Origin of the sequence: Streptomyces sp. DH41 (assembly GCF_029813785.1) — a bacterium.
Lineage (GTDB): Bacteria > Actinomycetota > Actinomycetes > Streptomycetales > Streptomycetaceae > Streptomyces.
Genome location: NZ_JARVKY010000007.1, coordinates 247,198 through 273,773 on the forward strand (window position 1 = coordinate 247,198; position 26,576 = coordinate 273,773).

Here is a 26,576-nt window from a genome sequence, read left to right on the forward strand (position 1 = left end):
GGTATGGGGCCATTGTCAGTGGCGTGGTGTGCAATGGATCTCGTGCCCGCACTGCGAGAACCCCTGAAGAAGGTGCTCGGCCCCGCCACCGCGAAGGTGATGGCCGAGCATCTCGGCCTGCACACCGTCGGCGACCTCCTCCACCACTACCCCCGTAGATACGAGGAGCGCGGCCAGCTCACCCACCTCGCCGACCTGCCCATGGACGAGCACGTCACGGTGGTGGCCCAGGTCGCCGACGCCCGCCTGCACACCTTCGCCTCGTCGAAGGCACCGCGCGGCAAGGGCCAGCGGCTCGAAGTGACCATCACGGACGGCAGCGGCCGCCTCCAGCTGGTCTTCTTCGGCCACGGCGTCCACAAGCCCCACAAGGAGCTGTTGCCGGGCACCCGCGCGATGTTCGCGGGCAAGGTCTCCGTCTTCAACCGCCGCCTGCAACTGGCCCACCCGGCGTACGAGTTGCTGCGCGGCGGTGACGACGACGGGGCCGAGAGCGTCGAGTCCTGGGCGGGCGCCCTCATCCCCCTCTACCCGGCCACCGCCAAGCTGGAGTCCTGGAAGATCGGCAAGGCGATCCAGACGGTGCTGCCCAGCGCGCAGGAGGCCGTCGACCCCCTCCCCGGCTCCCTGCGCGAAGGCCGCGGCCTGGTCTCCCTCCCCGAGGCCCTCCTGAAGATCCACCGCCCGCACACCAAGGCGGACATCGACGACGCCCGCGCCCGTCTGAAGTGGGACGAGGCCTTCGTCCTCCAGGTCGCCCTCGCCCGCCGCCGCCACGCCGAGACCCAACTCCCCGCCGTCCCCAGGAAACCGAGCCCGGACGGTCTGCTCACGGCCTTCGACGACCGCCTCCCCTTCACGCTCACCGACGGCCAGCGGAAGGTCTCCCGGGAGATCTTCGACGACCTCGCCACCGACCACCCGATGCACCGGCTGCTCCAGGGCGAGGTCGGATCGGGAAAGACGATGGTGGCCCTGCGCGCCATGCTCGCCGTCGTCGACACCGGCGGGCAGGCCGTGATGCTGGCGCCCACCGAGGTGCTCGCCCAGCAGCACCACCGGTCGGTCGTCGAGATGATGGGGGAGCTGGCCGAAGGAGGGATGCTCGGCGGCGCCGAACACGCCACCAAGGTGGTGCTGCTCACCGGCTCGATGGGCGCCGCCGCCCGCCGCCACGCCCTGCTCGACCTGGCCACCGGTGAGGCCGGCATCGTCATCGGCACGCACGCGCTGATCGAGGACAAGGTCCAGTTCCACGACCTCGGCCTGGTCGTCGTCGACGAACAGCACCGCTTCGGCGTCGAACAGCGCGACGCCCTGCGCGGCAAGGGCAAACAGCCGCCGCACCTGCTCGTCATGACCGCCACGCCCATCCCGCGCACCGTCGCCATGACCGTCTTCGGCGACCTGGAGACCTCCGTCCTGGACCAGCTCCCGGCCGGCCGGTCCCCGATCGCCAGCCATGTCGTCCCGGCCGCCGACAAACCGCACTTCCTCGCCCGCGCCTGGGAACGCGTCCGCGAGGAGGTGTCGGGCGGCCACCAGGCCTACGTCGTCTGCCCGCGCATCGGCGACGAGGACGACGCCCCGAAGAAGAACTCCAGGCAGCCCCCCGAGGGCGACGCGGAGAAGCGGCCCCCGCTCGCCGTCCTCGACGTCGCGGAGCACCTCGCGAAAGGTCCCCTGCGAGGACTCAGGGTCGAGGTCCTGCACGGCCGGATGCAGCCCGACGACAAGGACGCGGTGATGCGCCGCTTCGCCGCCGGAGAGACCGACGTCCTGGTCGCCACCACCGTCATCGAGGTCGGCGTCAACGTCCCCAACGCCACCGCGATGGTGATCATGGACGCCGACCGCTTCGGCGTCTCCCAGCTCCACCAGCTGCGCGGCCGCGTCGGCCGAGGCTCCGCGCCCGGCCTGTGCCTGCTGGTCACCGAGATGCCCGAGGCGAGCGCGGCACGGCAGCGGCTGAACTCCGTCGCCGGCACGCTCGACGGCTTCGAGCTCTCCCGCATCGACCTCGAACAGCGCCGCGAGGGCGACGTCCTCGGCCAGGCCCAGTCCGGCGCCCGCACCTCCCTGCGCGTCCTCGCCGTCATCGAGGACGAGGAGGTCATCGCCGAGGCGCGTCAGGAGGCGGCGGCGGTGGTCGCCGCCGACCCGGAGCTGACCGGCCTGCCCGGTCTGCGGACGGCCCTGGACGCACTCCTGGACGAGGAGAGGGAGCAGTACCTGGAGAAGGGCTGAGACACTGGGAACGGACACCGTCCGTCCACTCCGAGCACGCCGAGCACCCCGAGCACACCGACAAGGACCCCGAGATGACCCGCGTGATCGCCGGCAAAGCCGGCGGACGCCGCCTCACCGTCCCGCCAGGGACCGGCACCCGTCCCACCTCCGACCGCGCGCGCGAGGGACTCTTCTCCACCTGGCAGTCCCTGCTCGGCGGCCCGCTGAACGGCGAGCGGGTCCTCGACCTGTACGCCGGCTCCGGCGCCGTCGGACTGGAGGCGCTGTCCCGGGGCGCGGGGCACGTCCTGCTCGTCGAGGCCGACGCCCGCGCCGCCCGTACGGTCCGGGAGAACGTCAAGGCCCTCGGCCTGCCCGGCGCCGAGGTCCGGGCGGGCAGAGCGGAACAGATCATCCGCACCCCGGCCCCGGCCGAGCCGTACGACATCGTCTTCCTGGACCCGCCGTACGCCGTCACGGACGACGATCTTCGCGAGATCCTGCTCACACTCCGTACGGAGGGGTGGCTCACCGGGGAAGCGCTCGTCACCGTGGAGCGCAGCACCAGGGGCGGCGACTTCCGTTGGCCGCACGGCTTCGACGCGATCCGGTCCCGTCGCTACGGCGAGGGAACGTTTTGGTACGGTCACGCCGCCTCTACGTGCGAAGACGCACGATGACCGGACCGGAGAGCGAGGGAATTCAAGTGCGCCGCGCCGTCTGTCCCGGGTCGTTCGACCCGATCACCAACGGACATCTCGACATCATCGGCCGGGCCTCCAGTCTCTATGACGAGGTCTACGTCGCCGTGATGATCAACCAGGCCAAGAAGGGTCTGTTCGAGATCGAGGAGCGGATCGACCTCATTCGCCAGGTCACCGCCGAGTACGGGAACGTGCGCGTGGAGTCCTTCCACGGCCTCCTCGTCGACTTCTGCAAGCAGCGCGAGATCCCGGCCATCGTCAAGGGCCTGCGCGCGGTGAGCGACTTCGACTACGAGCTGCAGATGGCCCAGATGAACAACGGCCTCTCGGGCGTCGAGACCCTGTTCATCCCGACGAACCCCACCTACAGCTTCCTGTCGTCCTCCCTGGTCAAAGAGGTCGCGACCTGGGGCGGCGACGTCTCCCACCTGGTGCCGCCGCTGGTCCTCGAAGTCCTCTCCGAGCGCCTGAAGCAGGACTGAGCCCACTCCCTCGCACCTCACCGCCACCCTCGCGCACACCTCGCACGGCTCCCGGAGGCTGACAAACCGTCACCCGGTGTCCCCCGGACACCCCAGGGTCGTACAGTCGTCCCGTCCGTCTCCAACACAGCTGTAGAGAGTGGCGAGCACACGGTGGACGTGCAGAAGAAGCTCGACGAGATCACCGCGATGGTCTCCGGCGCCCGCGCCATGCCCATGTCGGCCTCGTGCGTGATCAACCGCGCCGAGCTGCTCTCGATGCTGGAAGAGCTGCGTGCCGAGCTGCCCGGTTCCCTCGCCCAGGCCCAGGAGCTGATCGGCGACCGGGAGCAGATGGTCGCGCAGGCCCGCCAGGAGGCCGACCGGATCATCGAGGGCGCGCACGCCGAGCGCGGTTCCCTGATCGCCGACACCGAGGTCGCCCGCCGCTCCCAGGCCGAGGCCGACCGGATCCTCGGCGAGGCCCGCCAGGAGGCCGAGGAGGTCCGCGCCGAGGCCGACGACTACGTCGACTCCAAGCTCGCCAACTTCGAGGTCGTCCTCACCAAGACCCTCGGCTCGGTCGGCCGGGGCCGCGAGAAGCTCCTCGGCACCGGACCCGGCCTCGACGAGAACGGCTACGAGGACGAGGATGCCCCCGAGCGCAGCCACGACCCGGAGATCCTGCGCCGCGACGCCGACACCTACGTCGACTCCAAGCTCGGCGCCTTCGAGGCCGTACTGGCCAAGACCCTGGACGCGGTCGGCCGGGGCCGCCAGAAGCTGCACGGCCGGATCGCCACCGACGACCTCGGCGCCCTCGCGGACGACCTGACCACCGTCCAGCACTCCAGCGACGCGGACTACCTCGCCGACCTCGCGGGCCTCTCCGACGCCCCCGCCTCACAGCCCAGGCAGCGGGAGTACGGCGAGCAGCAGCAGCCGGCGGCGGCACAGGCACCGGCGCAGGTACCGGCACAGGCCGTGCCGGAGATGCCGTCGCAGCAGCCGGCGTACGGCTACGCCCAGCAGCAGCCCGACCCCTACGCCGCCTACCAGCAGACCTATGGCGGCGGTCAGCAGGACCCGTACGGCTACCAGCAGCAGACCGCGGACCCGTACGCCTACCAGTACGACCCCCGGCAGCAGGCGTACGACGACGGCCGCCAGGACTACGCACAGCCCCAGCAGCCGCCACAGCCCCCGCAGTCCCAGCCGCAGGCACTCGACGAGGCCAGCCTCTTCGACACCAGCATGATCAGTGCCGAGCAGCTGAGAGCCTACGAACAGGGGCGCGGTCTCTGACCCGCGCACCGCTCCCGGGCCGGATTGGGCCGAGAGCGAATGGTCCAGTATCCTGGCTCTTCGGTCGCGTGTACGTCCGCGATCGCCGCTGCCCGGGAACACCGGAGGGCGGCACCCCCAAGTTACGAAAGACCGAAAGCAGGAATGGTTCTGAACGCGCGCCTCGACCACCGAAACCCCCTCGTGTTCGACACACACGAGCTGGGACGGCGGCCCGGTGCGCTGCAGCGCCTGACCCGCACGGTCGACGCTCCCAAGGACTTCGGTATCCAGGGAGTCATCGGAGTGCCGGAAGGCGCCCCGATGGAACTCGATCTCCGGCTCGAGTCGGTCATGGAAGGGGTGCTCGTCACAGGCACCGCCCGTGCCAAGGCCAAGGGGGAGTGCGTAAGGTGTCTGGAGCCGCTCGAGCAGCAGCTCGCTGCGGACTTCCAGGAGATGTTCTCGTACCCTGACGCCGACGACCGGGGCCGCCCTGTGGCGGAACCGGCCGACGACGCCGAGGAAGACGAGGACAGGCTCTTCGTCGAGGACGGACTGATCGGCCTCGAACCCGTGCTGCGCGACGCGGTGGTGCTCGCACTGCCGATGCAGCCGGTGTGCCAGGAAGACTGCCCGGGTCTGTGCTCCGAGTGCGGAGTACGCCTGGCGGACGACCCGGACCACCACCACGATGCCGTCGACATTCGTTGGGCGGCTTTGCAGGGACTCGCCGGTTCACTCGGAGACGGCGAGAAGGACGAGATGAGCGGCGCCGAACCTGGCGTCGACGAGAAGCAGGAGAAGTAGCCGTGGCTGTTCCGAAGCGGAAGATGTCGCGCAGCAACACGCGCCACCGCCGGTCGCAGTGGAAGGCTGCGGTCCCCACCCTGGTTGCGTGCGAGCGCTGCCACGAGCCCAAGCAGCAGCACATCGCGTGCCCGTCTTGCGGCACTTACAACAAGCGCCAGGTCCTCGAGGTCTGAGCGGCTGGTGAGAGGCACTGTGTCAGTCCCCAAGAAGGCGGAAGTCGCCAAGGCGGACCCACCCGCCAAGAAGAAGGCGGACACCCAGGCCTCGTCCCACACGCTTCTGGAAGGGCGGCTCGGCTACCAGCTCGAGTCCGCCCTTCTGGTGCGCGCACTGACCCACCGTTCCTACGCGTACGAGAACGGCGGTCTGCCGACGAACGAGCGGCTGGAGTTCCTCGGTGACTCCGTCCTCGGCCTCGTCGTCACGGACACGCTGTACCGCACCCACCCCGACCTGCCCGAAGGCCAGCTGGCCAAGTTGCGGGCCGCGGTGGTCAACTCGCGTGCGCTGGCTCAGGTGGGCCGTGGGCTCGACCTCGGCTCCTTCATCCGGCTCGGCCGCGGTGAAGAGGGCACGGGGGGCCGGGACAAGGCGTCCATCCTCGCCGACACCCTTGAAGCGGTGATCGGCGCGGTCTATCTCGACCAGGGCCTCGACGCGGCCTCCGAACTGGTACACCGCCTGTTCGACCCGCTGATCGAGAAGTCCTCGAACCTCGGTGCCGGCCTGGACTGGAAGACCAGTCTCCAGGAGCTCACCGCGACCGAAGGGCTCGGCGTCCCCGAGTACCTGGTCACGGAGACCGGCCCGGACCACGAGAAGACCTTCACTGCTGCCGCCCGCGTCGGAGGCGTCTCGTACGGCACCGGCACCGGCCGCAGCAAGAAGGAGGCGGAGCAGCAGGCCGCGGAATCCGCGTGGCGGTCCATCCGGGCCGCGGCGGACGAGCGAGCCAAGGTGACCGCAGCCGAAGCGACGGCCCAGCCGGCCGCCGAAGCGGCGGCCACGCCGAGCGCCGACGCCCCTTCGGCCTCCGCCTGATCCGTCGATCCGCCGGCCCCGTCGATCATCCGACCGTCGGAGCCGTCTGATTCATCGCACGTTCCGAACGCCCGTCCCCCTCCCGGGGCGGGCGTTCGGCTCGTCCACCGGCCCACCCGAGGGGATGTCATGCCCGAGTTGCCCGAGGTCGAGGTCGTACGGCGCGGTCTGGAGCGCTGGGTCGCCCACCGGACGGTCGCCGACGCCGAGGTGCTGCACCCGCGCGCGGTACGCCGGCACATCGCGGGCCCCGACGACTTCGCCCACCGCCTGAAGGACCACCGCATCGGCACGCCCAGCCGCCGCGGCAAGTACCTGTGGCTGCCGCTGGAGGACACCGGCCAGGCGATCCTGGCGCACCTCGGCATGAGCGGTCAGCTGCTGGTCCAGCCGCACGAGGCACCGGCCGAGAAACACCTGCGCGTCCGCGTCCGCTTCACCGACGACCGGCCCACCGAACTCCGCTTCGTCGACCAGCGCACCTTCGGCGGCCTGTCCCTGCACGACACCACCCCCGAGGGACTGCCCGACGTCATCGCGCACATCGCCCGAGACCCCCTCGACACGCTCTTCGACGACGAGGCGTTCCACCTCGCGCTGCGCCGCAAGCGCACCACGATCAAACGGGCCCTGCTCGACCAGTCACTGATCAGCGGCGTCGGCAACATCTACGCGGACGAGGCCCTGTGGCGCTCCCGCCTGCACTACGAACGCCCCACCGCGACCTTCACCCGCCCCCGCACCGCCGAACTCCTCGGCCACGTCCGCGACGTGATGAACGCGGCCCTCGCCGTGGGCGGCACCAGCTTCGACAGCCTCTACGTCAACGTCAACGGCGAGTCCGGCTACTTCGACCGGTCGCTCGACGCGTACGGCCGCGAGGGTCTGCCCTGCCGCCGCTGTGCCACACCGATGCGCCGCCGGCCGTGGATGAACCGCTCCAGCTACTTCTGCCCGAAGTGCCAGCGGACGCCGAGGATCACACCGTAGGTGCCCGCCGCGCGTCGTACCGCTCGCGCGATGCCAGGACCTCGTCCATCCGCCCCTCCACGCACTGGATGAGCGCGGTCAGCCGCCCGGCCACCTCGCGTCCCAGTGCCGTGAGCTCGTAGTCCACGCGGGGCGGGTTGGTGGGCTGGGCCTCGCGGTGCACCAGACCGTCGCGCTCCAGCGCGTGCAGCGTCTGGGCCAGCATCTTCTCGCTGACGCCGTCGACGCGGCGGCGCAACTCGTTGAACCGGAACGAGCTCTCGGACAGCGCGCCGAGAGTCAGCGCGCCCCAGCGCCCGGTGACGTGCTCCAGGGTGCCGCGCGAGGGGCAGGCCCGGGAGAACACGTCGTACGGGAGGTCCTGCTCCTCCGTGCGCTCCTGCGTGGTCGACATACGCCCAGCGTACGTGAGCGCGGCGCTGCGCCGAAGGTCGCGCCGACCGACGGCCGGCGCTGCCCGGAGGGGGCGGCTAGTAGCCGAAGTTCTGCGTCCACCAGGGGCCGCCGGAGCCGAAGTGGACGCCGACCCCCAGGGTCTGGAAGTCGCAGTTCAGGATGTTGGCCTTGTGACCCGGGCTGTCCATCCAGGCGTCCATCACGGCCTGGGCGTCGGCCTGTCCGCGGGCTATGTTCTCGCCCCCGAGGCCGCTTATCCCGGCCGCCTCGGCCCGGTCCCACGGCGTCGCACCGCTGGGGTCGGTGTGGTCGAAGAAGCCCTGCGCGGCCATCGCCTCGCTGAAGTCCTCGGCCAGTTCGCGCAGCGCGCTGTTCGCGGACACCGGGCTGCAGCCCACCTTGGCACGCTCGTCGTTGACGAGCTTCAGCACCTGAGCCTGGGCGACGGCCTGCTCCGACGCGGCGGCGGGAGCGCCGGGCCGCTGGGGCTCCTCGGTGGCCGGACTCGACGGCGTGGGCTTCGGCTTCGCGCTGGGAGTCCTTTCGGGCTTCTCCGTCTTCGACGGGGTCTCGGCCGGGGCGGCGGGCTTCGACGCCGATGCCGAGGGGGAGGACGTGGACGGCGAGGGGGAGGGGGAGTCGGACGAGGAGGACTCGGAGGCCTCCGAGCGGTCGGAGGAGTCGCTGGGCGAGGAGGACCGGTCGGTGCCGCGGCTCGCGGGGGCCTCGCCGCCGCGAGGGGCGTCGGCGCTGCCGGAGGTGCCGCCCTGTTCGGACGGGATGTTCGACGGGGCGTCCTGGGACTGCACCCGGTCACCCCCGCCGCCACCGCCGATCCGGTAGTTGTCGAGGCCGGGCACCGCTCCGGTGGCCACCGCCACCGTGCCGATGGCGACCGCGGCCGAGACACCGAGCAGCCCCGTACGGACGGGAGTGGCGGCCTTCTTCCTGCGGCGGCGGCGCGTTCCGGAGGGTCCCGGGGGCTGTGGCCCGTCGTCGGGGGTGAAACCGCCGCTGGGGAAGGCGACCGTCCGTCCGGCCCGCGGGTGGCCGTCGGCCCCGTCGCCGTCCGGGCCGTCCGGCGCGAACAGGTAGGCGTCGCTCTTCGCCCGGACCTCGGCGTACGCCTCGGGGTTCAGATAGGGCGCGATCCCCATCGTGGGGCGGTCACCCGCGTCCGTCGACCGCGGGTCGCGGTCCCGGCCGGTCGCAGCGTCCGTCTGACGGCCCTCCGCGGCGCGGCCCGTGGCGGCGCGGCCGGCGGCGGAGCGTCGGTGGCGTCCCATGTTCTGGCCTTCCTCGTCCTCGCCCTCGCGCTGGACGTGTCCTCGCGGTCGATGTGTCCTCAAGATCAACACAGGACTCACACGATGGAGTGAGTTTCAGGTGCGTTTCATTGGGTGGGGACGGTACCGCATGGCGCAAGGGGGTGAAGTGTCCGGCGAGACATTGACTGGTTAGGTTGCAGTCATGAGTGAGGATGTACGGCTGGTCGCGTGGGTGCGCGGACAGGTCCAGGGAGTGGGTTTCCGCTGGTTCACGCGGGCCAGGGCACTGGAACTCGGCGGGATGAGTGGTTTTGCTCTCAATTTGGCCGACGGGCGTGTCCAGGTCGTCGCGGAGGGCCCGCGAGAGCGCTGCCAGGGGCTGCTCGACTGGCTGCGCGGTGACGACACGCCCGGACGTGTGGACGGCGTGACCGAGATCTGGGACACACCCCGCGGCGGCTACGAGGGCTTCGCCATCCGCTGACGCCGGGTGGCGCCGAGGGCTCCCCGCGTCCGGTCCGACCATCTCCGGAAGGGTGGCCGCAGCGGAAACGGGCAGGTGGTTGCCAAGAACGGCCTGTCGTGGCAGGCTCCGCACGCAGGATGATCGCCACGCCCCCAGGGGCCCGCAGGAATCGCCGCGTCGCCGTTCCCAGGCCGCGTGCGCCCGGGTGCCCGCCGATACGGGGCGTGATCGTGTTGACCGTCAAACTTTTTGGTGAGACGCTGAAAGCCCCGCGCACCTTAGCTGTTTGGCATGGTTGAACGGCAGGAAAAACTCCAAAGTGCCAAGCACCGCGGGTGCGATTCCCTCACGACCCACACCGCTTCGGTCGGTCACTCATTGTGGAGGACCATCCATCATGGCAAAGGCGCTTCTCGGTTACGTCGGCGGCTCCGACCCTCGACTCCTCGCCGAGATGCGACGGCTCCAGCAGCGCGTCCAGGACCTGGAATCCGAGCTCGGACGGATCCAGGCGGAGAACGACGCGCTGGCGGCTGCCGCTTCTCACGACAGGATCATGGAGAGCATGGAGAGCGTTGACGCACACCAGGCGGAGCCTGCGCTCACCTGATCACTGCTGATCGATCTGATCACTGCATCGCTCCACCACGGCACGGCAGTGGTCGGGCACGCCCGTACAACCGCTCAGGTGTCAGAGTCTGCAAGGGACGCTTCGGCGTCCCTTCTTTCTTGTCCCCGCCTTCGCCCGTGTCCGCCGCCCGGCCCGGCTTTTCCTCCCCCGCGCATCCTTTCACCCTCTTCAACGTCTGATGTGCCCTGCGCGTTCACCGGTGAAACCGCGGCGGTTCACCGGTTCATGGAGTGAGACACCTGTGAAAGGTAGAGTCCGACGGCGTGCACCTGAAGGCCCTGACGCTCCGCGGATTCAAGTCGTTCGCCTCGGCGACCACGCTCCGGTTCGAGCCCGGCATCACCTGCGTCGTCGGTCCGAACGGCTCGGGCAAGTCCAACGTCGTCGACGCGCTCAGCTGGGTCATGGGCGAGCAGGGCGCCAAGTCGCTGCGCGGCGGCAAGATGGAGGACGTCATCTTCGCCGGCACCACCGGCCGCCCGCCGCTCGGCCGGGCCGAGGTGTCGCTGACCATCGACAACTCCGACGGGGCGCTGCCCATCGAGTACGCCGAGGTCACCATCACGCGGATCATGTTCCGCAACGGCGGCAGCGAGTACCAGCTCAACGGCGACACCTGCCGCCTCCTCGACATCCAGGAACTGCTGTCCGACTCCGGCATCGGCCGCGAGATGCACGTCATCGTCGGCCAGGGCCAGCTCGACTCCGTCCTGCACGCCGACCCGATGGGGCGCCGCGCCTTCATCGAGGAGGCCGCCGGCGTCCTCAAGCACCGCAAGCGCAAGGAGAAGGCGCTCAGGAAACTGGACGCGATGCAGGCCAACCTCGCGCGCGTGCAGGATCTGACGGACGAACTGCGGCGCCAGCTGAAGCCGCTGGGGCGGCAGGCGGCGGTGGCCAGGCGTGCCGCCGTCATCCAGGCCGACCTGCGGGACGCGCGGCTGAGGCTCCTCGCCGACGATCTCGTACGGCTGCGCGAGGCACTCCAGGCCGAGATCGCCGACGAGGCCGCGCTCAAGGAACGCAAGGACGCCGCCGAGGCGGAGCTGGGCAGGGCGCTGCGCCGCGAAGCGGACCTGGAGGACGAGGTACGCCGGCTCACGCCGCGCCTCCAGCGGGCCCAGCAGACCTGGTACGAGCTGTCCCAGCTCGCCGAACGGGTGCGCGGCACGATCTCACTGGCCGACGCGCGCGTGACGAGCGCCACCTCCGCGCCTCCCGAGGAGCGGCGCGGCCGCGATCCGGAGGACCTGGAGCGCGAGGCCGCCCGCGTCCGCGAGCAGGAGGCCGAACTCGAAGCGGCCCTGGAGGCGGCCGAGCACGCTCTGGAGGACACGGTCGCCCACCGCGCCGACCTCGAACGGGAACTGGCCCTGGAGGATCGCCGCCTCAAGGACGTCGCCCGCGCCATCGCCGATCGCCGTGAGGGGCTGGCCCGGCTCAGCGGCCAGGTCGGCACCGCCCGCTCCCGCGCGGCCTCGGCCCGGGCCGAGATCGAGCGGCTGGCCGAGGCGCGCGACGAGTCCCGGGAGAGGGCCGCCGCCGCGCAGGAGGAGTACGAGGCGCTCCAGGCCGAGGTCGACGTCCTCGACGCCGACGACCAGGAACTCGCCGAGCGGCACGAGGCCGCCAAGCACGGACTGGCCGAGGCGGAGGCCGCCCTGAGCGCCGCCCGGGAGGCGGCCACCGCGGTGGAACGCGAGCGCGCGGCGACACACGCCCGCCGCGAGGCCCTCGCGCTCGGACTGCGCCGCAAGGACGGCACCGGTGCCCTGCTCGCCGCGAAGGACCGGCTCACCGGTCTGCTCGGTCCGGCCGCCGGGCTCCTCACCGTGACGCCCGGCCACGAGGTCGCCCTGGCCACCGCGTTCGGTGCCGCCGCCGACGCCCTCGCGGTGACCTCCCCGGCGGCCGCCGCCGACGCCATCCGCCTGCTGCGCAAGCAGGACGCCGGCCGGGCCGCCCTGCTGCTCGCCGGCGCCCCCGACGACGTGGCGCGGGAGCCGCGTGGCGACGTGGCGCGTGGCGACGTGGCGCGGGGGCCGCGTGGTGGTGACGGTTCGCCGTACGCCGCCGATCTCGTCCGCGGGCCGGCCGACCTGATGCCCGCCGTACGGCGGCTGCTGCGCGGGATCGTCGTCGTCGCCACCCTGGAGGACGCCGAGGACCTCGTCTACGCCCACCCGGAGCTGACCGCCGTCACCGCCGAGGGCGATCTGCTGGGCGCGCACTTCGCGCAGGGCGGGTCCGCCGGGGCGCCCAGCCTGTTGGAGGTACAGGCGTCCGTGGACCAGGCCGCCGCCGAGCTGGAGGAACTGGGCGCGCGGTGCGATGAGCTCGCCGAGGCCCAGGACGCGGCCGTCGAGCGGCGCCGGGAGAGCGCCGCGCTCGTCGAGGAACTGGGGGAGCGGCGCCGGGCCGCCGACCGGGAGAAGTCGGCCGTGGCCCAGCGGCTGGGCCGGCTCGCGGGACAGGCGCGGGGCGCGGCGGGTGAGGCCGAGCGGTCCGCCGCCGCGGCGGCCCGGGCGCAGGAGGCGCTCGACAAGGCGCTGACGGACGTCGAGGAACTGGCGGAGCGGCTCGCCGTCGCCGAGGAGACGCCCGTCGAGGAGGAGCCCGACACCTCCGCGCGCGACCGGCTCGCCGCCGACGGCGCCAACGCCAGGCAGACCGAGATGGAGGCCCGCCTCCAGGTCCGTACCCACGAGGAGCGGGTCAAGGGGCTGGCCGGGCGGGCCGACTCCCTGGACCGGGCGGCCCGCGCGGAACGCGAGGCACGCGCGCGTGCCGAACAGCGGCGGGCCAGGATGCGGCACGAGGCGGCCGTGGCCGAGGCGGTCGCCGCCGGCGCCCGGCAGCTGCTCGCGCACGTCGAGGTCTCCCTGACCCGCGCCGATGAGGAACGCACCGCCGCCGAGGCCGCCAAGGCCCGGCGCGAACAGGAGCTGACCGCCGCGCGCACCGCCGGTCGCGACCTCAAGGCCGAGCTCGACAAGTTGACGGATTCAGTCCACCGGGGCGAGGTACTCGGCGCCGAGAAGCGGCTGCGCATCGAGCAGCTGGAGACCAAGGCGCTGGAGGAACTCGGTGTGGAACCGGCGGGGCTCGCGGCCGAGTACGGCCCCCATCAAGAGGTGCCGCCCTCGCCCCCCGCCGAGGGCGAGGAGCTTCCGGCAGACCCGGAGCACCCGCGCAACCGCCCCCGGCCCTTCGTACGCTCCGAGCAGGAGAAGCGGCTGAAGGCCGCCGAACGCGCCTACCAGCAGCTCGGCAAGGTCAATCCGCTGGCCCTGGAGGAGTTCGCGGCGCTGGAGGAACGGCACCAGTTCCTCAGCGAGCAGCTCGAGGACCTGAAGAAGACCCGCGCCGACCTGCTCCAGGTCGTCAAGGAGGTCGACGAGCGCGTCGAGCAGGTCTTCACCGAGGCCTTCCGGGACACCGCGCGGGAGTTCGAGGGCGTCTTCAGCCGGCTGTTCCCGGGCGGTGAGGGGCGGCTCGTGCTGACCGAGCCCGACAACATGCTCACCACGGGCGTGGACGTCGAGGCCCGGCCGCCGGGCAAGAAGGTCAAGCGGCTCTCGCTGCTCTCGGGCGGGGAGCGCTCGCTGACGGCCGTGGCGATGCTGGTGTCGATCTTCAAGGCGCGGCCGAGCCCGTTCTACGTCATGGACGAGGTCGAGGCGGCGCTCGACGACACCAATCTGCAGCGGCTGATCCGGATCATGCAGGAGCTGCAGGAGGCCTCGCAGCTGATCGTCATCACGCACCAGAAGCGGACGATGGAGGTCGCCGACGCGCTGTACGGCGTGTCCATGCAGGGTGACGGCGTGTCGAAGGTCATCAGCCAGCGACTGCGTTAGTTACGAGGACACTAGCTTCAACTCTTGAACACATAACCCTTCACAACGCCGTCACACATCTCCAAACTCACAGCTCTCGACCTATTGACTTCGACACTTGAAGGCATAGTCTCTGCAACGTTGCTTTTACCTTCAGGTCCCTTTCGGTGACATCTCGAAGGCGAACCACCCCGGCAGCGTTGCCGGTAGCCCGAGGAGTACACGTGGCCAGCACATCGCAGGCGCCCAGTTCAGGAGCCAGGACGGCTCATCCCGAGCATCTCGGGCACGTCATCTTCATCGCGGCGGCGGCCGCGATGGGCGGTTTCCTGTTCGGCTACGACAGTTCCGTGATCAACGGTGCCGTCGAGGCCATCCGGGACCGTTACGACGTCGGCTCCGCGGTACTGGCCCAGGTCATCGCCATCGCGCTGATCGGCTGCGCCATCGGCGCCGCGACCGCCGGCCGCATCGCCGACCGCATCGGCCGCATCCGCTGCATGCAGATCGCGGCGGTCCTCTTCACCGTCAGCGCCATCGGCTCCGCACTGCCCTTCGCGCTGTGGGACCTCGCCATGTGGCGCGTCGTCGGCGGCTTCGCCATCGGCATGGCCTCGGTGATCGGCCCCGCCTACATCGCCGAGGTCTCCCCGCCCGCCTACCGCGGCCGGCTCGGCTCCTTCCAGCAGGCCGCGATCGTCGTCGGCATCGCGGTCTCGCAGCTGGTCAACTGGGGTCTGCTGAACGCCGCCGGCGGTGACCAGCGCGGTGAACTGATGGGCCTGGAAGCCTGGCAGGTCATGCTCGGCGTCATGGTCATCCCGGCCGTCCTCTACGGTCTGCTGTCCTTCGCCATCCCGGAGTCCCCGCGCTTCCTGGTCTCCGTCGGCAAGCACGAGCGCGCCAAGCAGATCCTCCAGGAGGTCGAGGGCAAGGACGTCGACTTCGACGCCCGCGTCGCCGAGATCGAGCACGCCATGCACCGCGAGGAGAAGTCCTCCTTCAAGGACCTGCTCGGCGGCAGCTTCTTCTTCAAGCCGATCGTCTGGATCGGTATCGGCCTCTCGGTCTTCCAGCAGTTCGTCGGCATCAACGTCGCGTTCTACTACTCCTCGACGCTGTGGCAGTCGGTCGGCGTCGACCCGACGCAGTCGTTCTTCTACTCGTTCACGACGTCGATCATCAACATCGTCGGCACCGTGATCGCGATGATCTTCGTGGACCGCGTCGGCCGCAAGCCGCTCGCCCTCATCGGCTCGGTCGGCATGGTGATCGGCCTGGCGCTGGAGGCCTGGGCGTTCTCCTTCGACCTGGTCGACGGCAAGCTCCCGGCCACGCAGGGCTGGGTCGCCCTGATCGCGGCCCACGTGTTCGTGCTCTTCTTCGCCCTGTCCTGGGGTGTGGTCGTCTGGGTCTTCCTCGGCGAGATGTTCCCGAACCGGCTCCGTGCCGCGGCCCTGGGTGTGGCCGCCGCCGCCCAGTGGATCGCCAACTGGGCCATCACCGCGAGCTTCCCGTCGCTGGCCGAGTGGAACCTCTCCGGTACCTACGTGATCTACACGATCTTCGCCGCGCTCTCCATCCCCTTCGTCCTGAAGTTCGTGAAGGAGACGAAGGGCAAGGCCCTGGAGGAGATGGGCTGACCGCCCCACCCCCGAACCCGGGGAGAAGGGCCAAGTCCCCGCCGCCCCTCTCCTCGTACCGTCCGCCGCCCCCGTCCCGGCTCACCGCCCGGGCCGGGGGCGGCGGTGCCGTACGCCCGGACCCGGCGGCCGGCTCACCAGATGATGACTCCGCCGCCGATCTCCAGGGCCTGCCGGGCGGACTCGTCGATGATGCGCAGACGGTCCTCGATCTGATCCCGGTGTTCCCGCACCGACCGAGGATGTTCGGTGCCGGTCGCTATCCGGTCGAGGTGGGACCGCAGCAGGGCGACCTCGCGCGACAGGTCCGGCACCTGCTCGTGCTCCACCTCCAGATCCCGTTCGGCCAGGACCGGCAGGAGGCGGGCGCCCAGCGAACGAACAAGATCGGACCCCCACACGGTGGTGCGCCAGGACTCGAAACCGCCGGAGTTGTAGGCGTCCTTGTCCGGGAAACGCCTGGAACCGTCCGGTTCCCGCACGAAGACATCCACCAGCAGACTCATGCACGCAGGCAACCACCCCGGGACGGGACGGGCAACGGGTTATCACCGTCGGGGGCGGGGTGCACGGGCGAGAGGAACGCACGACGCCCCCCGCCCCACCCCGCGCCGCTCGAGAACTGGTCCTCGGCGCCGGGTGGAGAAGGGGGCGTCGGCCGTGTACGTCAGACGGTCGCGGGCTCGGTCCGCTCGGCCCGGTCCGAGCCCGCCGACGCGGGAACGACCACGGCGGGCTTCGGCAGCACCGCGTACAGCAGACCGGAGATCACGACCGTGGCCACCCAGCCGAGGCCGTACTCGCCGATGACGTTGTTCGCGGCGAGGGGGCCGGTGAACCAGTCGGACGTCGTGAACATCAGGCCCGCGGCCAGCCCCACCGCCCAGGCGGCGACGGCGGCGGGGGAGAAGCCCCCGCGGTACCAGTAGGCGCTGGTGCGGCCGGTGTCGGCGAGGGCCTCACCGTCGTACTCCTTGCGGCGCAGCATGTCCGCGCCGAAGACGCCGACCCAGGCGGAGAAGGCGACCGCGAGCAGCGACAGGAAGGCGATGAACGAGCCCATGAAGCTGGTCGCCACCAGCATCAGCACCCCGCCGAAGATCAGCGAGATCACGGCGTTGACCGAGACCGCCCAGTGCCGCGGGACCTTGATGCCCAGGGTCTGAGCGGTGAAGCCGGCCGAGTACATCGACATCGAGTTGATCAGCAGCATGCCGATCAGCGCGATCAGCAGGTACGGCACCGCGATCCAGGTCGGCAGGATCTCGCCGAGGAAGGAGACCGGGTCGGCGGCCGAGGCCAGGTCCGGCGTGGAGACGGCCATGACCATGCCCATGAGCACCATGGGCAGTACGACGATGCCGGCGCCGCCGATGGTCACGCCCACGATCCCCTTCGAGGAGGCCGTGCGCGGCAGGTACCGGGTGAAGTCCGGGGCGGACGGGATCCAGCTGACACCGCCGGCCGCGATCAGACCGACACCGGTGATCATCGCCGCCACCGAACCGGCGGACCGGTCGAAGACCGCCGACCAGTCGGTGTCGACGACCAGATAGCCGAGGACCAGCACCGAGAAGGCGCCGAAGAGATACGCCGCGTACTTGTTGCACTTCTGCACGGCGTTGATCCCCAGCCCGGAGATCGCGAACGTCGCCACGACGAAGGCGAGCAGCGTCACCATGTCCAGCACGCTGTTGGCCCGGATGCCGAACACGATGTCCAGCACGGTGAGCAGCGCGTAGGCGCCGGTCACCGCGTTGATCGTCTCCCAGCCCCAGCGGGCGATCCAGATCAGCGAACCCGGCAGCAGATTGCCCCGCTGGCCGAAGACCGCCCGGGACAGCGCCATCCCGGGCGCGCCCCCGCGCTTGCCCGCGATGCCGATCAGCCCCACCAGGCCGTACGACACGACCGGCGCGGCGGCCGCGACGACGAGCGCCTGCCAGAAGTTGAGCCGGTACGCCACGACGAGGCTCGCGCCCATCGTGAGCAGCAGCACGCTGATGTTGGCACCGACCCAGGTCGGGAAAAGCTCGCGGGTCCGGGCGGTGCGCTCCTGGTCGGGCACCTGCTCGATGCCGCGGGTTTCCAGGGCGCCTTCGGTCTCGGCGGTCTTGCTCATGTGGGGGGTCCGTGCCTCGATCGTGGGAGAAGAGGGGGCGGTCGGGACTCTACGCGCGTTGACGTGGCCTCTTCCATCGTACTTTGATCCGACTCATTCCTTCCAGGGGCCTTTGTCCTTTGGAGGAACACACGACGAGGGTGTCCTCGGGGCTCATGACTGATACTGGACGGGTTATGGAAATCGTCATCCTTGCTGTAGTCATCGCCGTGGTCGTGATCGGCGCGCTCGGCGGGCTGATCGTAGGCAGTCGCCGTAAGAAGCAGCTGCCTCCGCCGCCTCCCGCCACGCCCGACATCACCGCCCCTCCGGCCGAGCCGCACGTCGGCGAAGAGGCCGAGACACCGCGCGACGAACCGCGCCGGACGATAGAGGAGGTCGACCTTCCGGACGGCGGCACCGCTCCCGCCACCGTCGAGGAGCCGCCCGTCGTCGAAGAGCTCGAGATCCCGCAGATCGAGGTTCCCGAGCCCACCGCCGGCCGTCTGGTCCGGCTCCGTGCCCGTCTCTCCCGCTCGCAGAACGCCCTCGGCAAGGGCCTGCTCACCCTGCTCTCCCGGGAGCACCTCGACGAGGACACCTGGGAGGAGATCGAGGACACGCTGCTCACCGCCGACGTCGGCGTGCAGCCCACCCAGGAACTGGTCGACCGGCTGCGCGAGCGGGTGAAGGTGCTCGGCACCCGCACGCCCGACGAGCTCCGGACCCTGCTGCGCGAGGAGCTGATCACCCTCCTCGGCCCCGACATGGACCGCGAGGTCAAGACCGAGCCGGCGAACACCAAGCCCGGCATCGTGATGGTCGTCGGCGTCAACGGCACCGGCAAGACCACCACCACCGGCAAGCTCGCTCGCGTCCTGGTCGCCGACGGCCGCAGCGTCGTCCTCGGCGCCGCCGACACCTTCCGTGCCGCGGCCGCCGACCAGCTGCAGACCTGGGGCGAGCGGGTCGGCGCCCACACCGTGCGCGGCCCGGAGGGCGGCGACCCGGCCTCCGTGGCCTTCGACGCGGTCAAGGAGGGCAAGGAGATGGGCTCGGACGTCGTGCTCATCGACACCGCCGGCCGCCTGCACACCAAGACCGGCCTCATGGACGAGCTCGGCAAGGTCAAGCGCGTGGTGGAGAAGCACGCGCCGTTGGACGAGGTGCTGCTCGTCCTCGACGCCACCACCGGTCAGAACGGTCTCATCCAGGCCCGGGTCTTCGCCGAGGTCGTCGACATCAGCGGCATCGTGCTCACCAAGCTGGACGGTACGGCCAAGGGCGGCATCGTGGTCGCCGTGCAGCGTGAGCTGGGCGTGCCGGTCAAGCTGATCGGTCTCGGCGAGGGCGCGGACGACCTGGCGCCGTTCGAGCCCGCGGCGTTCGTGGATGCCCTGATCGGCGAGTGACGCCACCGCGCGTGCCCCGGTGCGCGCACCGTCGGCTCGCGTGCACGCGCGCACCGAGCGAAGAAGCGCCCGCCTCCCGTGACCGGGGGACGGGCGCTTCGCCGTGCCCGGCCGGGCGGGGGTCGGTCGCCGCCGGCCCTATGCCCGCGACCGGTGGGCCACGTACGCCAGTGTCCCCAGCAGCAGTCGTGCCGTCGGCGGCCTGGTCGCCGAATCGAGGGCCGGGGGGCGCAGCCAGCGCACCGGGCCCAGGCCGCCGCGGTCACAGGGCGGGGCCGTGATGTACGTACCGGGGCCGAGACCGCGCAGGTCCAGGGCGGACGGGTCGTCCCAGCCCAGCCGGTAGAGCAGCCGGGGCAGCTCGGCGGCGGCGCCGGGGGCGACGAAGAAGTGGGCGCGGCCCTGTGGGGTCGCCGTGACCGGGCCGAGCGGGATGCCCATGCGCTCCAGCCGGGCCAGTGCCCGCAGCCCGGCGGACTCGGCCACCTCGATGACGTCGAAGGACCGCCCGACCGGCAGCATCGCGGCGGCGCCGGGGACCTGGGCCCAGGCCTCGCCGGCCTCGTCCAGCGTCGCGCCCGAGGGCACCTCGGGCGCGAGGTCCAGCGGATGCGCGCCCGGCGCCGGGCAGTCGCGCCGGCCGCAGGAGCAGGCGCCCGCGGCGGCCCGGGCCCCCGGCACCACGGCCCAGCCCCACAGCCCGGTGAACTCGGCCACCACGGTGCACACCGACGCGCGCCCCCGGCGCCGTGCCCCGGTCCGGGTGTCGCGCGTGCCCCGACTGCCGCCGATGCCGATCGTGAAGCCCATGCCCCCTCCAACGGGTCCGACGCAGCAGCGGTTACGCAGCAGACGTGCGCCGTGACTCTCTGCTTGCAACTCCCCAGTCCGGCGCGGTTCACGCGGCGTCCGGAAGCACTTCGGGTGGTGTGCTCGACCGCGCACGCCCCGATGTGCACCGTTGCGCCGACTCGCGGTTGGCCTATGTCAAGTGAATCGTGTGCGGGCCACTGGGAGTTCACCCGAAGGGGTGGCGAATGGTGGCGATTCCGCAATCGCCATGGCTGGACCGTGATCACGGGATTACTTTGTGTGCATGGAGCCTTGGGGCACATGCGCTTGTGGGTATGCCGGAGGCAACTCGGCTTTCCGTTCGAAGGGTGGCATCCGCCGGACGGACGACCGTCAGCACCGGCATTCTGATAGGGCTTGGCGCACTCGGCGACAGGTGGTCTCAGGGATGGGGGCGTTCCAGTGAGTGGCAACGGCGGAAGCGGTACGAGCGCGGGAAGCGCGTCGTCCGCTGAGAAGCGCCCCAACGAGCTGCTCACCTCCTGGTTCGCCCGCAGCGGCTGGTCCAAGGGCGAGCTGGCCCGCCAGGTCAACCGCCGGGCACGCCAACTGGGCGCCAACCACATCTCCACGGACACCTCACGCGTGCGCCGCTGGCTCGACGGCGAGAATCCGCGCGAGCCGATCCCGCGGATCCTGTCCGAGCTGTTCTCCGAGCGCTTCGGCGTCGTCGTCTCCGTCGAGGACCTGGGCCTGCGCTCCACCCGCCCGACGCCCTCCGCGACCGGCGTCGACCTGCCCTGGACGGGACCGCAGACCGTGGCCCTGCTCAGCGAGTTCTCGCGCAGCGACCTGATGCTCGCGCGGCGCGGCTTCCTCGGGAGCTCGCTGGCCCTCTCCGCGGGCCCGTCCCTCATCGAGCCCATGCAGCGCTGGCTCGTCCCCGCGCCCTCGGCCACCGCGTCCGGACGCGAGCCCGCGCCCACCACGCGCGCGCGTGGCCGCCTGTCCGGGCCGGAGCTGGACCTGCTGGAGTCCACCGCCGTGATGTTCCGCCGCTGGGACGCCCAGTGCGGCGGCGGCCTGCGCCGCAAGGCGGTGGTCGGCCAGCTGCACGAGGTGACCGACCTCCTGCAGGAACCCCAGACGGACACCACCCGGTCCAAGCTGTTCAAGGTCGCCGCCGAACTCGCCGAGCTGGCCGGCTGGATGTCGTACGACGTGGGTCTCCAGCCCACCGCTCAGAAGTACTTCGTCCTCGCCCTGCACGCCGCCAAGGAAGCCGGCGACCGGCCGCTCGGCTCGTACGTCCTCTCCAGCATGAGCCGCCAGATGATCCACCTCGGCCGGCCCGAAGACGCCCTGGAGCTGATCCACCTCGCGCAGTACGGCAGCCGGGACTGCGCGAGCCCCCGTACCCAGTCGATGTTGTACGCGATGGAGGCCCGGGCCTACGCCAACATGGGCCAGCCCGGCCGCTGCAAGCGGGCGGTGCGCATGGCCGAGGACACCTTCGCCGAAGCCGACGAGTGGGACGAGCCGGACCCCGACTGGATCCGCTTCTTCTCCGAGGCCGAGCTGCACGGGGAGAACAGCCACTCCTTCCGCGACCTCGCCTACGTCGCCGGCCGCAGCCCCGCCTACGCCTCGCTGGCCGAGCCGCTGATGCGCCGCGCGGTGGAGCTGTTCGCCAAGGACGACGAACACCAGCGCTCCTACGCGCTGAACCTGATCGGCATGGCCACCGTGCACCTGCTGCGCCGCGAGCCCGAGGAGAGCACCGGCCTGGCCGTCGAGGCCATGGGAATCGCCAAGAAGGTCCGCTCCGAACGAGTCAACACCCGCATCCGCAAGACCGTCGACACGGCCGTACGCGATTTCGGCGACCTCGGCGAGGTCGTCGACCTCACCGAACGGCTCGCGGTCGAACTGCCGGAGACCGCCGAAGCGGTCTGACCCCCACCAGCCCCGGCCGCGGCCGGCCCTCCCGAACTGCCCGACTCGGCTCCCCCATGCCAGGTCACTCGGAGGCCGCCGCGGCCGGCTTGTGTCCCGTGCGGAACACCGCACCACGACAACGAGCGTCCGGCCCCGCACCCGGCAGTTCATCGACGCGTAACACGCACGGCGCCTTCGTCACGGCGGCGAAACAACGAGGGGCGTCCACCGAAACCGCGCTGCGCCAATCTCATGGCGCATAACCGGCCCACCCCTCACAGCCCGCTCAGGCTTCGCCCGCACGGGGCCGTACCAACGACGAGGAGACGCCGATGGCTCCAGCCATCACGCTCGCCGCAGAGACGGAGCTCTCTGCCGCCAACACGGGCTTCATGCTCATCTGCTCCGCCCTGGTGATGCTCATGACCCCGGCCCTGGCCTTCTTCTACGGAGGCATGGTCCGCGTCAAGAGCACCCTGAACATGCTGATGATGAGCTTCATCAGCCTCGGCATCGTCACCGTCCTGTGGGTGCTGTACGGCTTCTCCATGGCGTTCGGCACGGACACCGGCGGCGTCGTCGGCTGGAACTCCGACTGGATCGGCCTCAGCGACATCGGCCTGACCGAGCTGTGGGACGGCTACACCATCCCCGTCTTCGTCTTCCTGGTCTTCCAGCTGATGTTCGCGGTGCTCACGCCCGCCCTGATCAGCGGCGCCCTCGCGGACCGGGTGAAGTTCACGGCGTGGGCGCTGTTCATCGCCCTGTGGGCCACGATCGTCTACTTCCCGGTCGCCCACTGGGTGTGGGGCGCGGGCGGCTGGGCCTTCGAACTCGGGGTCATCGACTTCGCCGGCGGTACCGCCGTGCACATCAACGCCGGTGCCGCCGCGCTCGGCGTCATCCTGGTCATCGGCAAGCGGGTCGGCTTCAAGAAGGACCCGATGCGCCCGCACAGCCTGCCGCTGGTCATGCTCGGCGCGGGCCTGCTCTGGTTCGGCTGGTTCGGCTTCAACGCCGGCTCCTGGCTGGGCAACGACGACGGCGTCGGCGCGCTGATGTTCGTCAACACCCAGGTCGCCACCGGCGCGGCCGTCCTCGGCTGGCTCGCCTACGAGAAGATCCGCCACGGCGCCTTCACCACGCTGGGCGCCGCCTCCGGTGCCGTCTCCGGCCTGGTCGCCATCACCCCGGCCGGCGGCGCGGTCTCCCCGCTCGGCGCGATCGCCGTCGGTGTCATCGCCGGTGTGCTGTGCGCCATGGCGGTCGGCCTGAAGTACCGGTTCGGCTACGACGACTCCCTCGACGTCGTCGGAGTCCACCTCGTCGGCGGCATCCTCGGCTCCCTGCTCGTCGGCTTCTTCGCCACCGGCAAGGGCCAGTCCGACGTCGAGGGCCTCTTCTACGGCGGTGGCCTGGACCAGTTCTGGAAGCAGTGCGCCGGTGTCCTCGGGGTCTTCGCCTACTCCCTGGTCGTCTCTGCCATCCTCGCCCTCGTCCTGCACAAGACGATCGGCATGCGGGTGCCGGAGGACGACGAGGTGGCCGGCATCGACCAGGCCGAGCACGCCGAGACCGCGTACGACTTCAGCGGCGCCGGCGGCGGTGCCGCCCGGACGACCGCCACACCGGCCTCCTCCACGGCCGCGTCGGCCCAGAACAAGAAGGTGGACGCATGAAACTCATCACCGCCGTCGTCAAGCCGCACCGGCTCGACGAGATCAAGGAGGCCCTCCAGGCCTTCGGGGTCCACGGCCTGACCGTCACCGAGGCCAGCGGCTACGGCCGCCAGCGCGGCCACACCGAGGTCTACCGGGGCGCCGAATACACCGTCGACCTGGTGCCCAAGATCCGCATCGAGGTGCTGGTCGAGGACGACGACGCCGAGCAGCTGATCGACGTCGTGGTCAAGGCGGCCCGCACCGGCAAGATCGGCGACGGCAAGGTCTGGGCGGTCCCGGTCGAGACGGCCGTACGGGTCCGGACCGGCGAGCGCGGTCCCGACGCGCTCTGACACGACGGACGAACAGGAGTCGCCGGGTGACGAGTACGGACGTGACGAAAGAAGCGGAGGACTCCGGACCCGGCGGCTACGCGGCGGCCCGGCTGCGCCTCCTCACCGAGGGGGCGCGGTCCGGGCCGCCGCGCCGTACGGCCCTCGCCGAAGTGACGGACGACTGGCTGTCGGGCCTCTTCGCCGCGGCGGGCGCCCCGCCCCGGGGCGTCAGTCTGATCGCCGTCGGCGGTTACGGGCGCGGCGAACTGTCCCCGCGCAGCGACCTGGACCTGCTCCTGCTGCACGACGGCGGCGACGACAAGGCGGTCGCCACCCTCGCCGACCGCCTCTGGTACCCCGTCTGGGACCTGGGCCTCGCCCTCGACCACTCCGTACGCACGCCCGCGGAGGCCCGGAAGACGGCCGGCGAGGATCTGAAGGTCCAGCTCGGCCTCCTGGACGCCCGCCATCTCGCCGGCGACCCGGGACCGACCGCCTCACTGCGCACCGCGGTCCTCGCCGACTGGCGCAACCAGGCGCCCAGACGCCTCCCCGAGCTCCGGGAACTCTGCGCCGAACGCGCCGAACGCCAGGGCGAGCTGCAGTACCTGCTGGAACCCGACCTCAAGGAGGCCCGGGGCGGCCTGCGCGACGCCACGGCCCTGCGTGCCGTCGCCGCCTCCTGGCTGGCCGACGCCCCGCGCGAGGGCCTCGCCGAGGCCCGCCGCCGACTCCTCGACGTACGCGACGCGCTCCACCTGGCGACGGGCCGGGCGACCGACCGGCTGGCGTTGCAGGAGCAGGACCAGGTGGCGGCCGAGCTGGGCCTGCTGGACGCGGACACACTGCTGCGGCAGGTGTACGAGGCGGCGCGCGTCATCTCGTACGCGGGCGACGTCACCTGGCGCGAGGTGGGGCGCGTACTGCGGGCGCGCTCCGTGCGGCCGAGACTGCGCGCCCTGCTGGGCGGCGGCGGGAAACCGGTCGCCGAACGCTCCCCGCTCGCCGAGGGCGTCGTCGAGCAGGACGGGGAGGTGGTGCTCGCCCGCACCGCACGCCCCGACCGCGACCCCGTGCTCCCGCTGCGTGCCGCGGCCGCCGCCGCGCAGGCCGGGCTCCCGCTCTCCCTGCACGCCGTGCGGCGCCTGGCCGCCTCCGTACGCCCGCTGCCCGCGCCCTGGCCCGCCGAGGCACGGGAACAGCTGGTGACCCTGCTGGGCTCGGGCCGGCCCACCGTGGAGGTCTGGGAGGCGTTGGAGGCCGAGGGGCTGATCACCCGGCTCCTGCCCGACTGGGAGCGGGTGCGCTGCCGCCCGCAGCGCAACGCCGTCCACCTGTGGACCGTCGACCGGCACCTGATCGAGACCGCCGTGCGCGCCTCCGGGTTCACCCGCCGTGTCCACCGGCCCGACCTCCTCCTGGTCGCCGCGCTGCTGCACGACATCGGCAAGGGCTGGCCCGGCGACCACTCCGTGGTCGGCGAGACCATCGCCCGGGACGTGGCCGCCCGCATCGGCTTCGACCGCGCGGACGTGAGTGTCGTCGCCACCCTCGTACGCCACCACCTGCTGCTCGTCGAGACGGCCACCCGGCGCGACCTGGACGACCCGGCCACCGTGCGCGCGGTCGCCGAAGCGGTCGGCACGGAGCACACCCTGGAGCTGCTGCATGCCCTGACCGAGGCGGACGCGCTGGCCACCGGGCCGGCCGCCTGGTCGTCCTGGCGCGGCTCCCTCGTCGCCGACCTGGTGAAACGGGTCTCGGCGGTGCTCGCGGGGGACCGGCTGGAGGAGCCCGAGGCCGCCGCGCCCACGGCGGAGCAGGAGCGGCTCGCCGTCGAGGCGTTCCGTACGGGCGGACCGGTGCTGGCACTGCGCGCGCAGACCGAGCCGCCGGCCGGTCCGGAACGGGCCGCGGACCCGAGGCATGCCGCGGTCCCGGAGCGGGCCGCCGATCCGGAGCGGACCGCCGATCCGGAGCCGCTCGGTGTGGAGCTGCTGATCGCGGTACCCGACCAGGCGGGCGTGCTCCCGGCGGTGGCCGGGGTGCTGGCCATGCACCGGCTGACCGTCCGCACCGCCGAACTGCGGTCCCTTCCGCTGCCGGACGGTGTCGAGGGCTCGGTCCTGCTGCTGGACTGGCGGGTCGCCGCCGAATACGGCTCCCTGCCCCAGGCCACCCGCCTGCGCGCCGACCTGGTCCGGGCCCTGGACGGCACCCTGGACATCGCGGGCCGGCTCGCCGAGCGGGACGCCGCCTACCCACGGCGCAGGGGCGTGGAGCCGCCGCCGCCCCGCGTGACGGTCGCGCCGGCCGCGTCCCGGCTGGCCACCGTGATCGAGGTCCGCGCCCAGGACGCGCCGGGTCTGCTGTTCCGGCTCGGGCGGGCACTGGAGGCGGCGGGGGTGCGGGTGCGGAGCGCGCACGCCTCGACGCTGGGGGCGAATGCCGTGGACGCCTTCTATGTGACGCGGGGTGAAGGCGCGCCGTTGCCGGGTGACGAGGCGGCGGCGGTGGCCCGGGAGCTGGAGGAGTCGCTGCGGGCGTGACCTTGCGGTCGCCCGGTGGGTTC

At 71.5% G+C, this 26,576-nt stretch carries 22 protein-coding genes; 17 read left to right on the forward strand and 5 right to left on the reverse strand.

Annotated elements, in window-relative coordinates:
• Positions 1–33 precede the first annotated feature (33 nt).
• From recG to mutM, 8 genes are all read left to right on the forward strand, one after another.
• Positions 34–2,247 (forward strand): ATP-dependent DNA helicase RecG, encoded by a 2,214-nt coding sequence (recG, locus tag QC283_RS14610; RefSeq protein ID WP_279561925.1) that lies wholly within the window; start codon positions 34–36, stop codon positions 2,245–2,247.
• Positions 2,248–2,321: 74 nt separating this feature from the next.
• Positions 2,322–2,909: a 16S rRNA (guanine(966)-N(2))-methyltransferase RsmD gene (rsmD, locus tag QC283_RS14615; RefSeq protein WP_279561926.1), complete on the forward strand. Its 588-nt coding sequence runs from the start codon at positions 2,322–2,324 to the stop codon at positions 2,907–2,909.
• A gap of 26 nt (positions 2,910–2,935) precedes the next feature.
• On the forward strand, positions 2,936–3,415 hold the full coding sequence (gene coaD / locus QC283_RS14620; protein ID WP_279562008.1) for a pantetheine-phosphate adenylyltransferase: 480 nt from the start codon (positions 2,936–2,938) through the stop codon (positions 3,413–3,415).
• 153 nt (positions 3,416–3,568) lie between these two features.
• Positions 3,569–4,699, forward strand: a complete 1,131-nt coding sequence (locus QC283_RS14625) for a cell division initiation protein (protein WP_279561927.1) — start codon at positions 3,569–3,571, stop codon at positions 4,697–4,699.
• 144 nt (positions 4,700–4,843) lie between these two features.
• Complete coding sequence (locus QC283_RS14630; RefSeq protein WP_279561928.1) at positions 4,844–5,488, forward strand: YceD family protein; 645 nt, start codon at positions 4,844–4,846, stop codon at positions 5,486–5,488.
• A 2-nt stretch (positions 5,489–5,490) separates the two neighbouring features.
• Positions 5,491–5,664, forward strand: a complete 174-nt coding sequence (rpmF, locus tag QC283_RS14635; RefSeq protein WP_003951102.1) for a 50S ribosomal protein L32 — start codon at positions 5,491–5,493, stop codon at positions 5,662–5,664.
• A 7-nt stretch (positions 5,665–5,671) separates the two neighbouring features.
• On the forward strand, positions 5,672–6,532 hold the full coding sequence (rnc, locus tag QC283_RS14640; protein ID WP_279561929.1) for a ribonuclease III: 861 nt from the start codon (positions 5,672–5,674) through the stop codon (positions 6,530–6,532).
• 129 nt (positions 6,533–6,661) lie between these two features.
• The gene (gene mutM / locus QC283_RS14645) at positions 6,662–7,522 is read left to right on the forward strand and encodes a bifunctional DNA-formamidopyrimidine glycosylase/DNA-(apurinic or apyrimidinic site) lyase (RefSeq protein WP_279561930.1); all 861 of its coding nucleotides are present in this window, start codon (positions 6,662–6,664) and stop codon (positions 7,520–7,522) included.
• Here mutM and QC283_RS14650 read toward each other — a convergent pair.
• Together QC283_RS14650 and QC283_RS14655 are read right to left on the reverse strand one after the other, a co-directional pair.
• Entirely contained in the window at positions 7,512–7,916 is a 405-nt protein-coding gene (locus tag QC283_RS14650) for a winged helix-turn-helix transcriptional regulator (protein WP_279561931.1), read from the reverse strand. The genes mutM and QC283_RS14650 overlap by 11 nt on opposite strands.
• 76 nt (positions 7,917–7,992) lie before the next feature.
• The gene (locus QC283_RS14655; RefSeq protein ID WP_279561932.1) at positions 7,993–9,204 is read right to left on the reverse strand and encodes a CAP domain-containing protein; all 1,212 of its coding nucleotides are present in this window, start codon (positions 9,202–9,204) and stop codon (positions 7,993–7,995) included.
• Positions 9,205–9,388: 184 nt separating this feature from the next.
• On the opposite strand from QC283_RS14655, the gene QC283_RS14660 reads away from it, so the two are divergent.
• The 4 genes from QC283_RS14660 (at position 9,389) to QC283_RS14675 (ending at position 15,765) form a co-directional block, all read left to right on the forward strand.
• Complete coding sequence (locus QC283_RS14660) at positions 9,389–9,670, forward strand: acylphosphatase (protein WP_279561933.1); 282 nt, start codon at positions 9,389–9,391, stop codon at positions 9,668–9,670.
• A gap of 379 nt (positions 9,671–10,049) precedes the next feature.
• Positions 10,050–10,262, forward strand: coding sequence for a hypothetical protein (locus QC283_RS14665; protein WP_003973418.1), 213 nt, complete (start codon positions 10,050–10,052; stop codon positions 10,260–10,262).
• 284 nt (positions 10,263–10,546) lie between these two features.
• Complete coding sequence (gene smc / locus QC283_RS14670) at positions 10,547–14,143, forward strand: chromosome segregation protein SMC (protein WP_279561934.1); 3,597 nt, start codon at positions 10,547–10,549, stop codon at positions 14,141–14,143.
• A 203-nt stretch (positions 14,144–14,346) separates the two neighbouring features.
• Positions 14,347–15,765: a sugar porter family MFS transporter gene (locus QC283_RS14675; RefSeq protein ID WP_279561935.1), complete on the forward strand. Its 1,419-nt coding sequence runs from the start codon at positions 14,347–14,349 to the stop codon at positions 15,763–15,765.
• 134 nt (positions 15,766–15,899) lie between these two features.
• On the opposite strand, the gene QC283_RS14680 is transcribed toward QC283_RS14675, so the two are convergent.
• Together QC283_RS14680 and QC283_RS14685 are read right to left on the reverse strand one after the other, a co-directional pair.
• On the reverse strand, positions 15,900–16,271 hold the full coding sequence (locus QC283_RS14680; protein WP_279561936.1) for a hypothetical protein: 372 nt from the start codon (positions 16,269–16,271) through the stop codon (positions 15,900–15,902).
• 161 nt (positions 16,272–16,432) lie between these two features.
• Positions 16,433–17,887 (reverse strand): cytosine permease, encoded by a 1,455-nt coding sequence (locus tag QC283_RS14685; RefSeq protein ID WP_279561937.1) that lies wholly within the window; start codon positions 17,885–17,887, stop codon positions 16,433–16,435.
• 176 nt (positions 17,888–18,063) lie between these two features.
• On the opposite strand from QC283_RS14685, the gene ftsY reads away from it, so the two are divergent.
• On the forward strand, positions 18,064–19,278 hold the full coding sequence (gene ftsY / locus QC283_RS14690; protein ID WP_279561938.1) for a signal recognition particle-docking protein FtsY: 1,215 nt from the start codon (positions 18,064–18,066) through the stop codon (positions 19,276–19,278).
• 138 nt (positions 19,279–19,416) lie between these two features.
• On the opposite strand, the gene QC283_RS14695 is transcribed toward ftsY, so the two are convergent.
• Complete coding sequence (locus tag QC283_RS14695) at positions 19,417–20,088, reverse strand: bifunctional DNA primase/polymerase (RefSeq protein ID WP_279561939.1); 672 nt, start codon at positions 20,086–20,088, stop codon at positions 19,417–19,419.
• A gap of 444 nt (positions 20,089–20,532) precedes the next feature.
• On the opposite strand from QC283_RS14695, the gene nsdA reads away from it, so the two are divergent.
• From nsdA to QC283_RS14715, 4 genes are all read left to right on the forward strand, one after another.
• Positions 20,533–22,026 carry a transcriptional repressor NsdA gene (gene nsdA, locus QC283_RS14700; protein WP_279561940.1) on the forward strand — a complete coding sequence of 498 codons (1,494 nt, stop codon included), beginning with the start codon at positions 20,533–20,535 and terminating at the stop codon, positions 22,024–22,026.
• A 314-nt stretch (positions 22,027–22,340) separates the two neighbouring features.
• Complete coding sequence (locus QC283_RS14705; RefSeq protein WP_279561941.1) at positions 22,341–23,687, forward strand: ammonium transporter; 1,347 nt, start codon at positions 22,341–22,343, stop codon at positions 23,685–23,687.
• Complete coding sequence (locus tag QC283_RS14710; RefSeq protein WP_030577740.1) at positions 23,684–24,022, forward strand: P-II family nitrogen regulator; 339 nt, start codon at positions 23,684–23,686, stop codon at positions 24,020–24,022. Before QC283_RS14705 ends, QC283_RS14710 begins: the two co-directional genes overlap by 4 nt.
• 26 nt (positions 24,023–24,048) lie before the next feature.
• Positions 24,049–26,553 carry a [protein-PII] uridylyltransferase gene (locus tag QC283_RS14715; RefSeq protein ID WP_279561942.1) on the forward strand — a complete coding sequence of 835 codons (2,505 nt, stop codon included), beginning with the start codon at positions 24,049–24,051 and terminating at the stop codon, positions 26,551–26,553.
• Positions 26,554–26,576 lie beyond the last annotated feature (23 nt).

Excerpts from the sequence above, each read along its gene's own strand:
- QC283_RS14660 (WP_279561933.1), top strand. The coding sequence starts at position 9,389 with ATGAGTGAGGATGTACGGCTGGTCGCGTGGGTGCGCGGACAGGTCCAG.
- QC283_RS14655 (WP_279561932.1), bottom strand. The coding sequence starts at position 9,204 with ATGGGACGCCACCGACGCTCCGCCGCCGGCCGCGCCGCCACGGGCCGC.
- ftsY (WP_279561938.1), top strand. The coding sequence starts at position 18,064 with ATGGAAATCGTCATCCTTGCTGTAGTCATCGCCGTGGTCGTGATCGGC.
- QC283_RS14665 (WP_003973418.1), top strand. The coding sequence starts at position 10,050 with ATGGCAAAGGCGCTTCTCGGTTACGTCGGCGGCTCCGACCCTCGACTC.
- QC283_RS14630 (WP_279561928.1), top strand. The coding sequence starts at position 4,844 with ATGGTTCTGAACGCGCGCCTCGACCACCGAAACCCCCTCGTGTTCGAC.
- mutM (WP_279561930.1), top strand. The coding sequence starts at position 6,662 with ATGCCCGAGTTGCCCGAGGTCGAGGTCGTACGGCGCGGTCTGGAGCGC.
- rsmD (WP_279561926.1), top strand. The coding sequence starts at position 2,322 with ATGACCCGCGTGATCGCCGGCAAAGCCGGCGGACGCCGCCTCACCGTC.
- recG (WP_279561925.1), top strand. The coding sequence starts at position 34 with ATGGATCTCGTGCCCGCACTGCGAGAACCCCTGAAGAAGGTGCTCGGC.
- QC283_RS14710 (WP_030577740.1), top strand. The coding sequence starts at position 23,684 with ATGAAACTCATCACCGCCGTCGTCAAGCCGCACCGGCTCGACGAGATC.
- QC283_RS14705 (WP_279561941.1), top strand. The coding sequence starts at position 22,341 with ATGGCTCCAGCCATCACGCTCGCCGCAGAGACGGAGCTCTCTGCCGCC.
- QC283_RS14685 (WP_279561937.1), bottom strand. The coding sequence starts at position 17,887 with ATGAGCAAGACCGCCGAGACCGAAGGCGCCCTGGAAACCCGCGGCATC.
- QC283_RS14650 (WP_279561931.1), bottom strand. The coding sequence starts at position 7,916 with ATGTCGACCACGCAGGAGCGCACGGAGGAGCAGGACCTCCCGTACGAC.
- QC283_RS14695 (WP_279561939.1), bottom strand. The coding sequence starts at position 20,088 with ATGGGCTTCACGATCGGCATCGGCGGCAGTCGGGGCACGCGCGACACC.
- QC283_RS14680 (WP_279561936.1), bottom strand. The coding sequence starts at position 16,271 with ATGAGTCTGCTGGTGGATGTCTTCGTGCGGGAACCGGACGGTTCCAGG.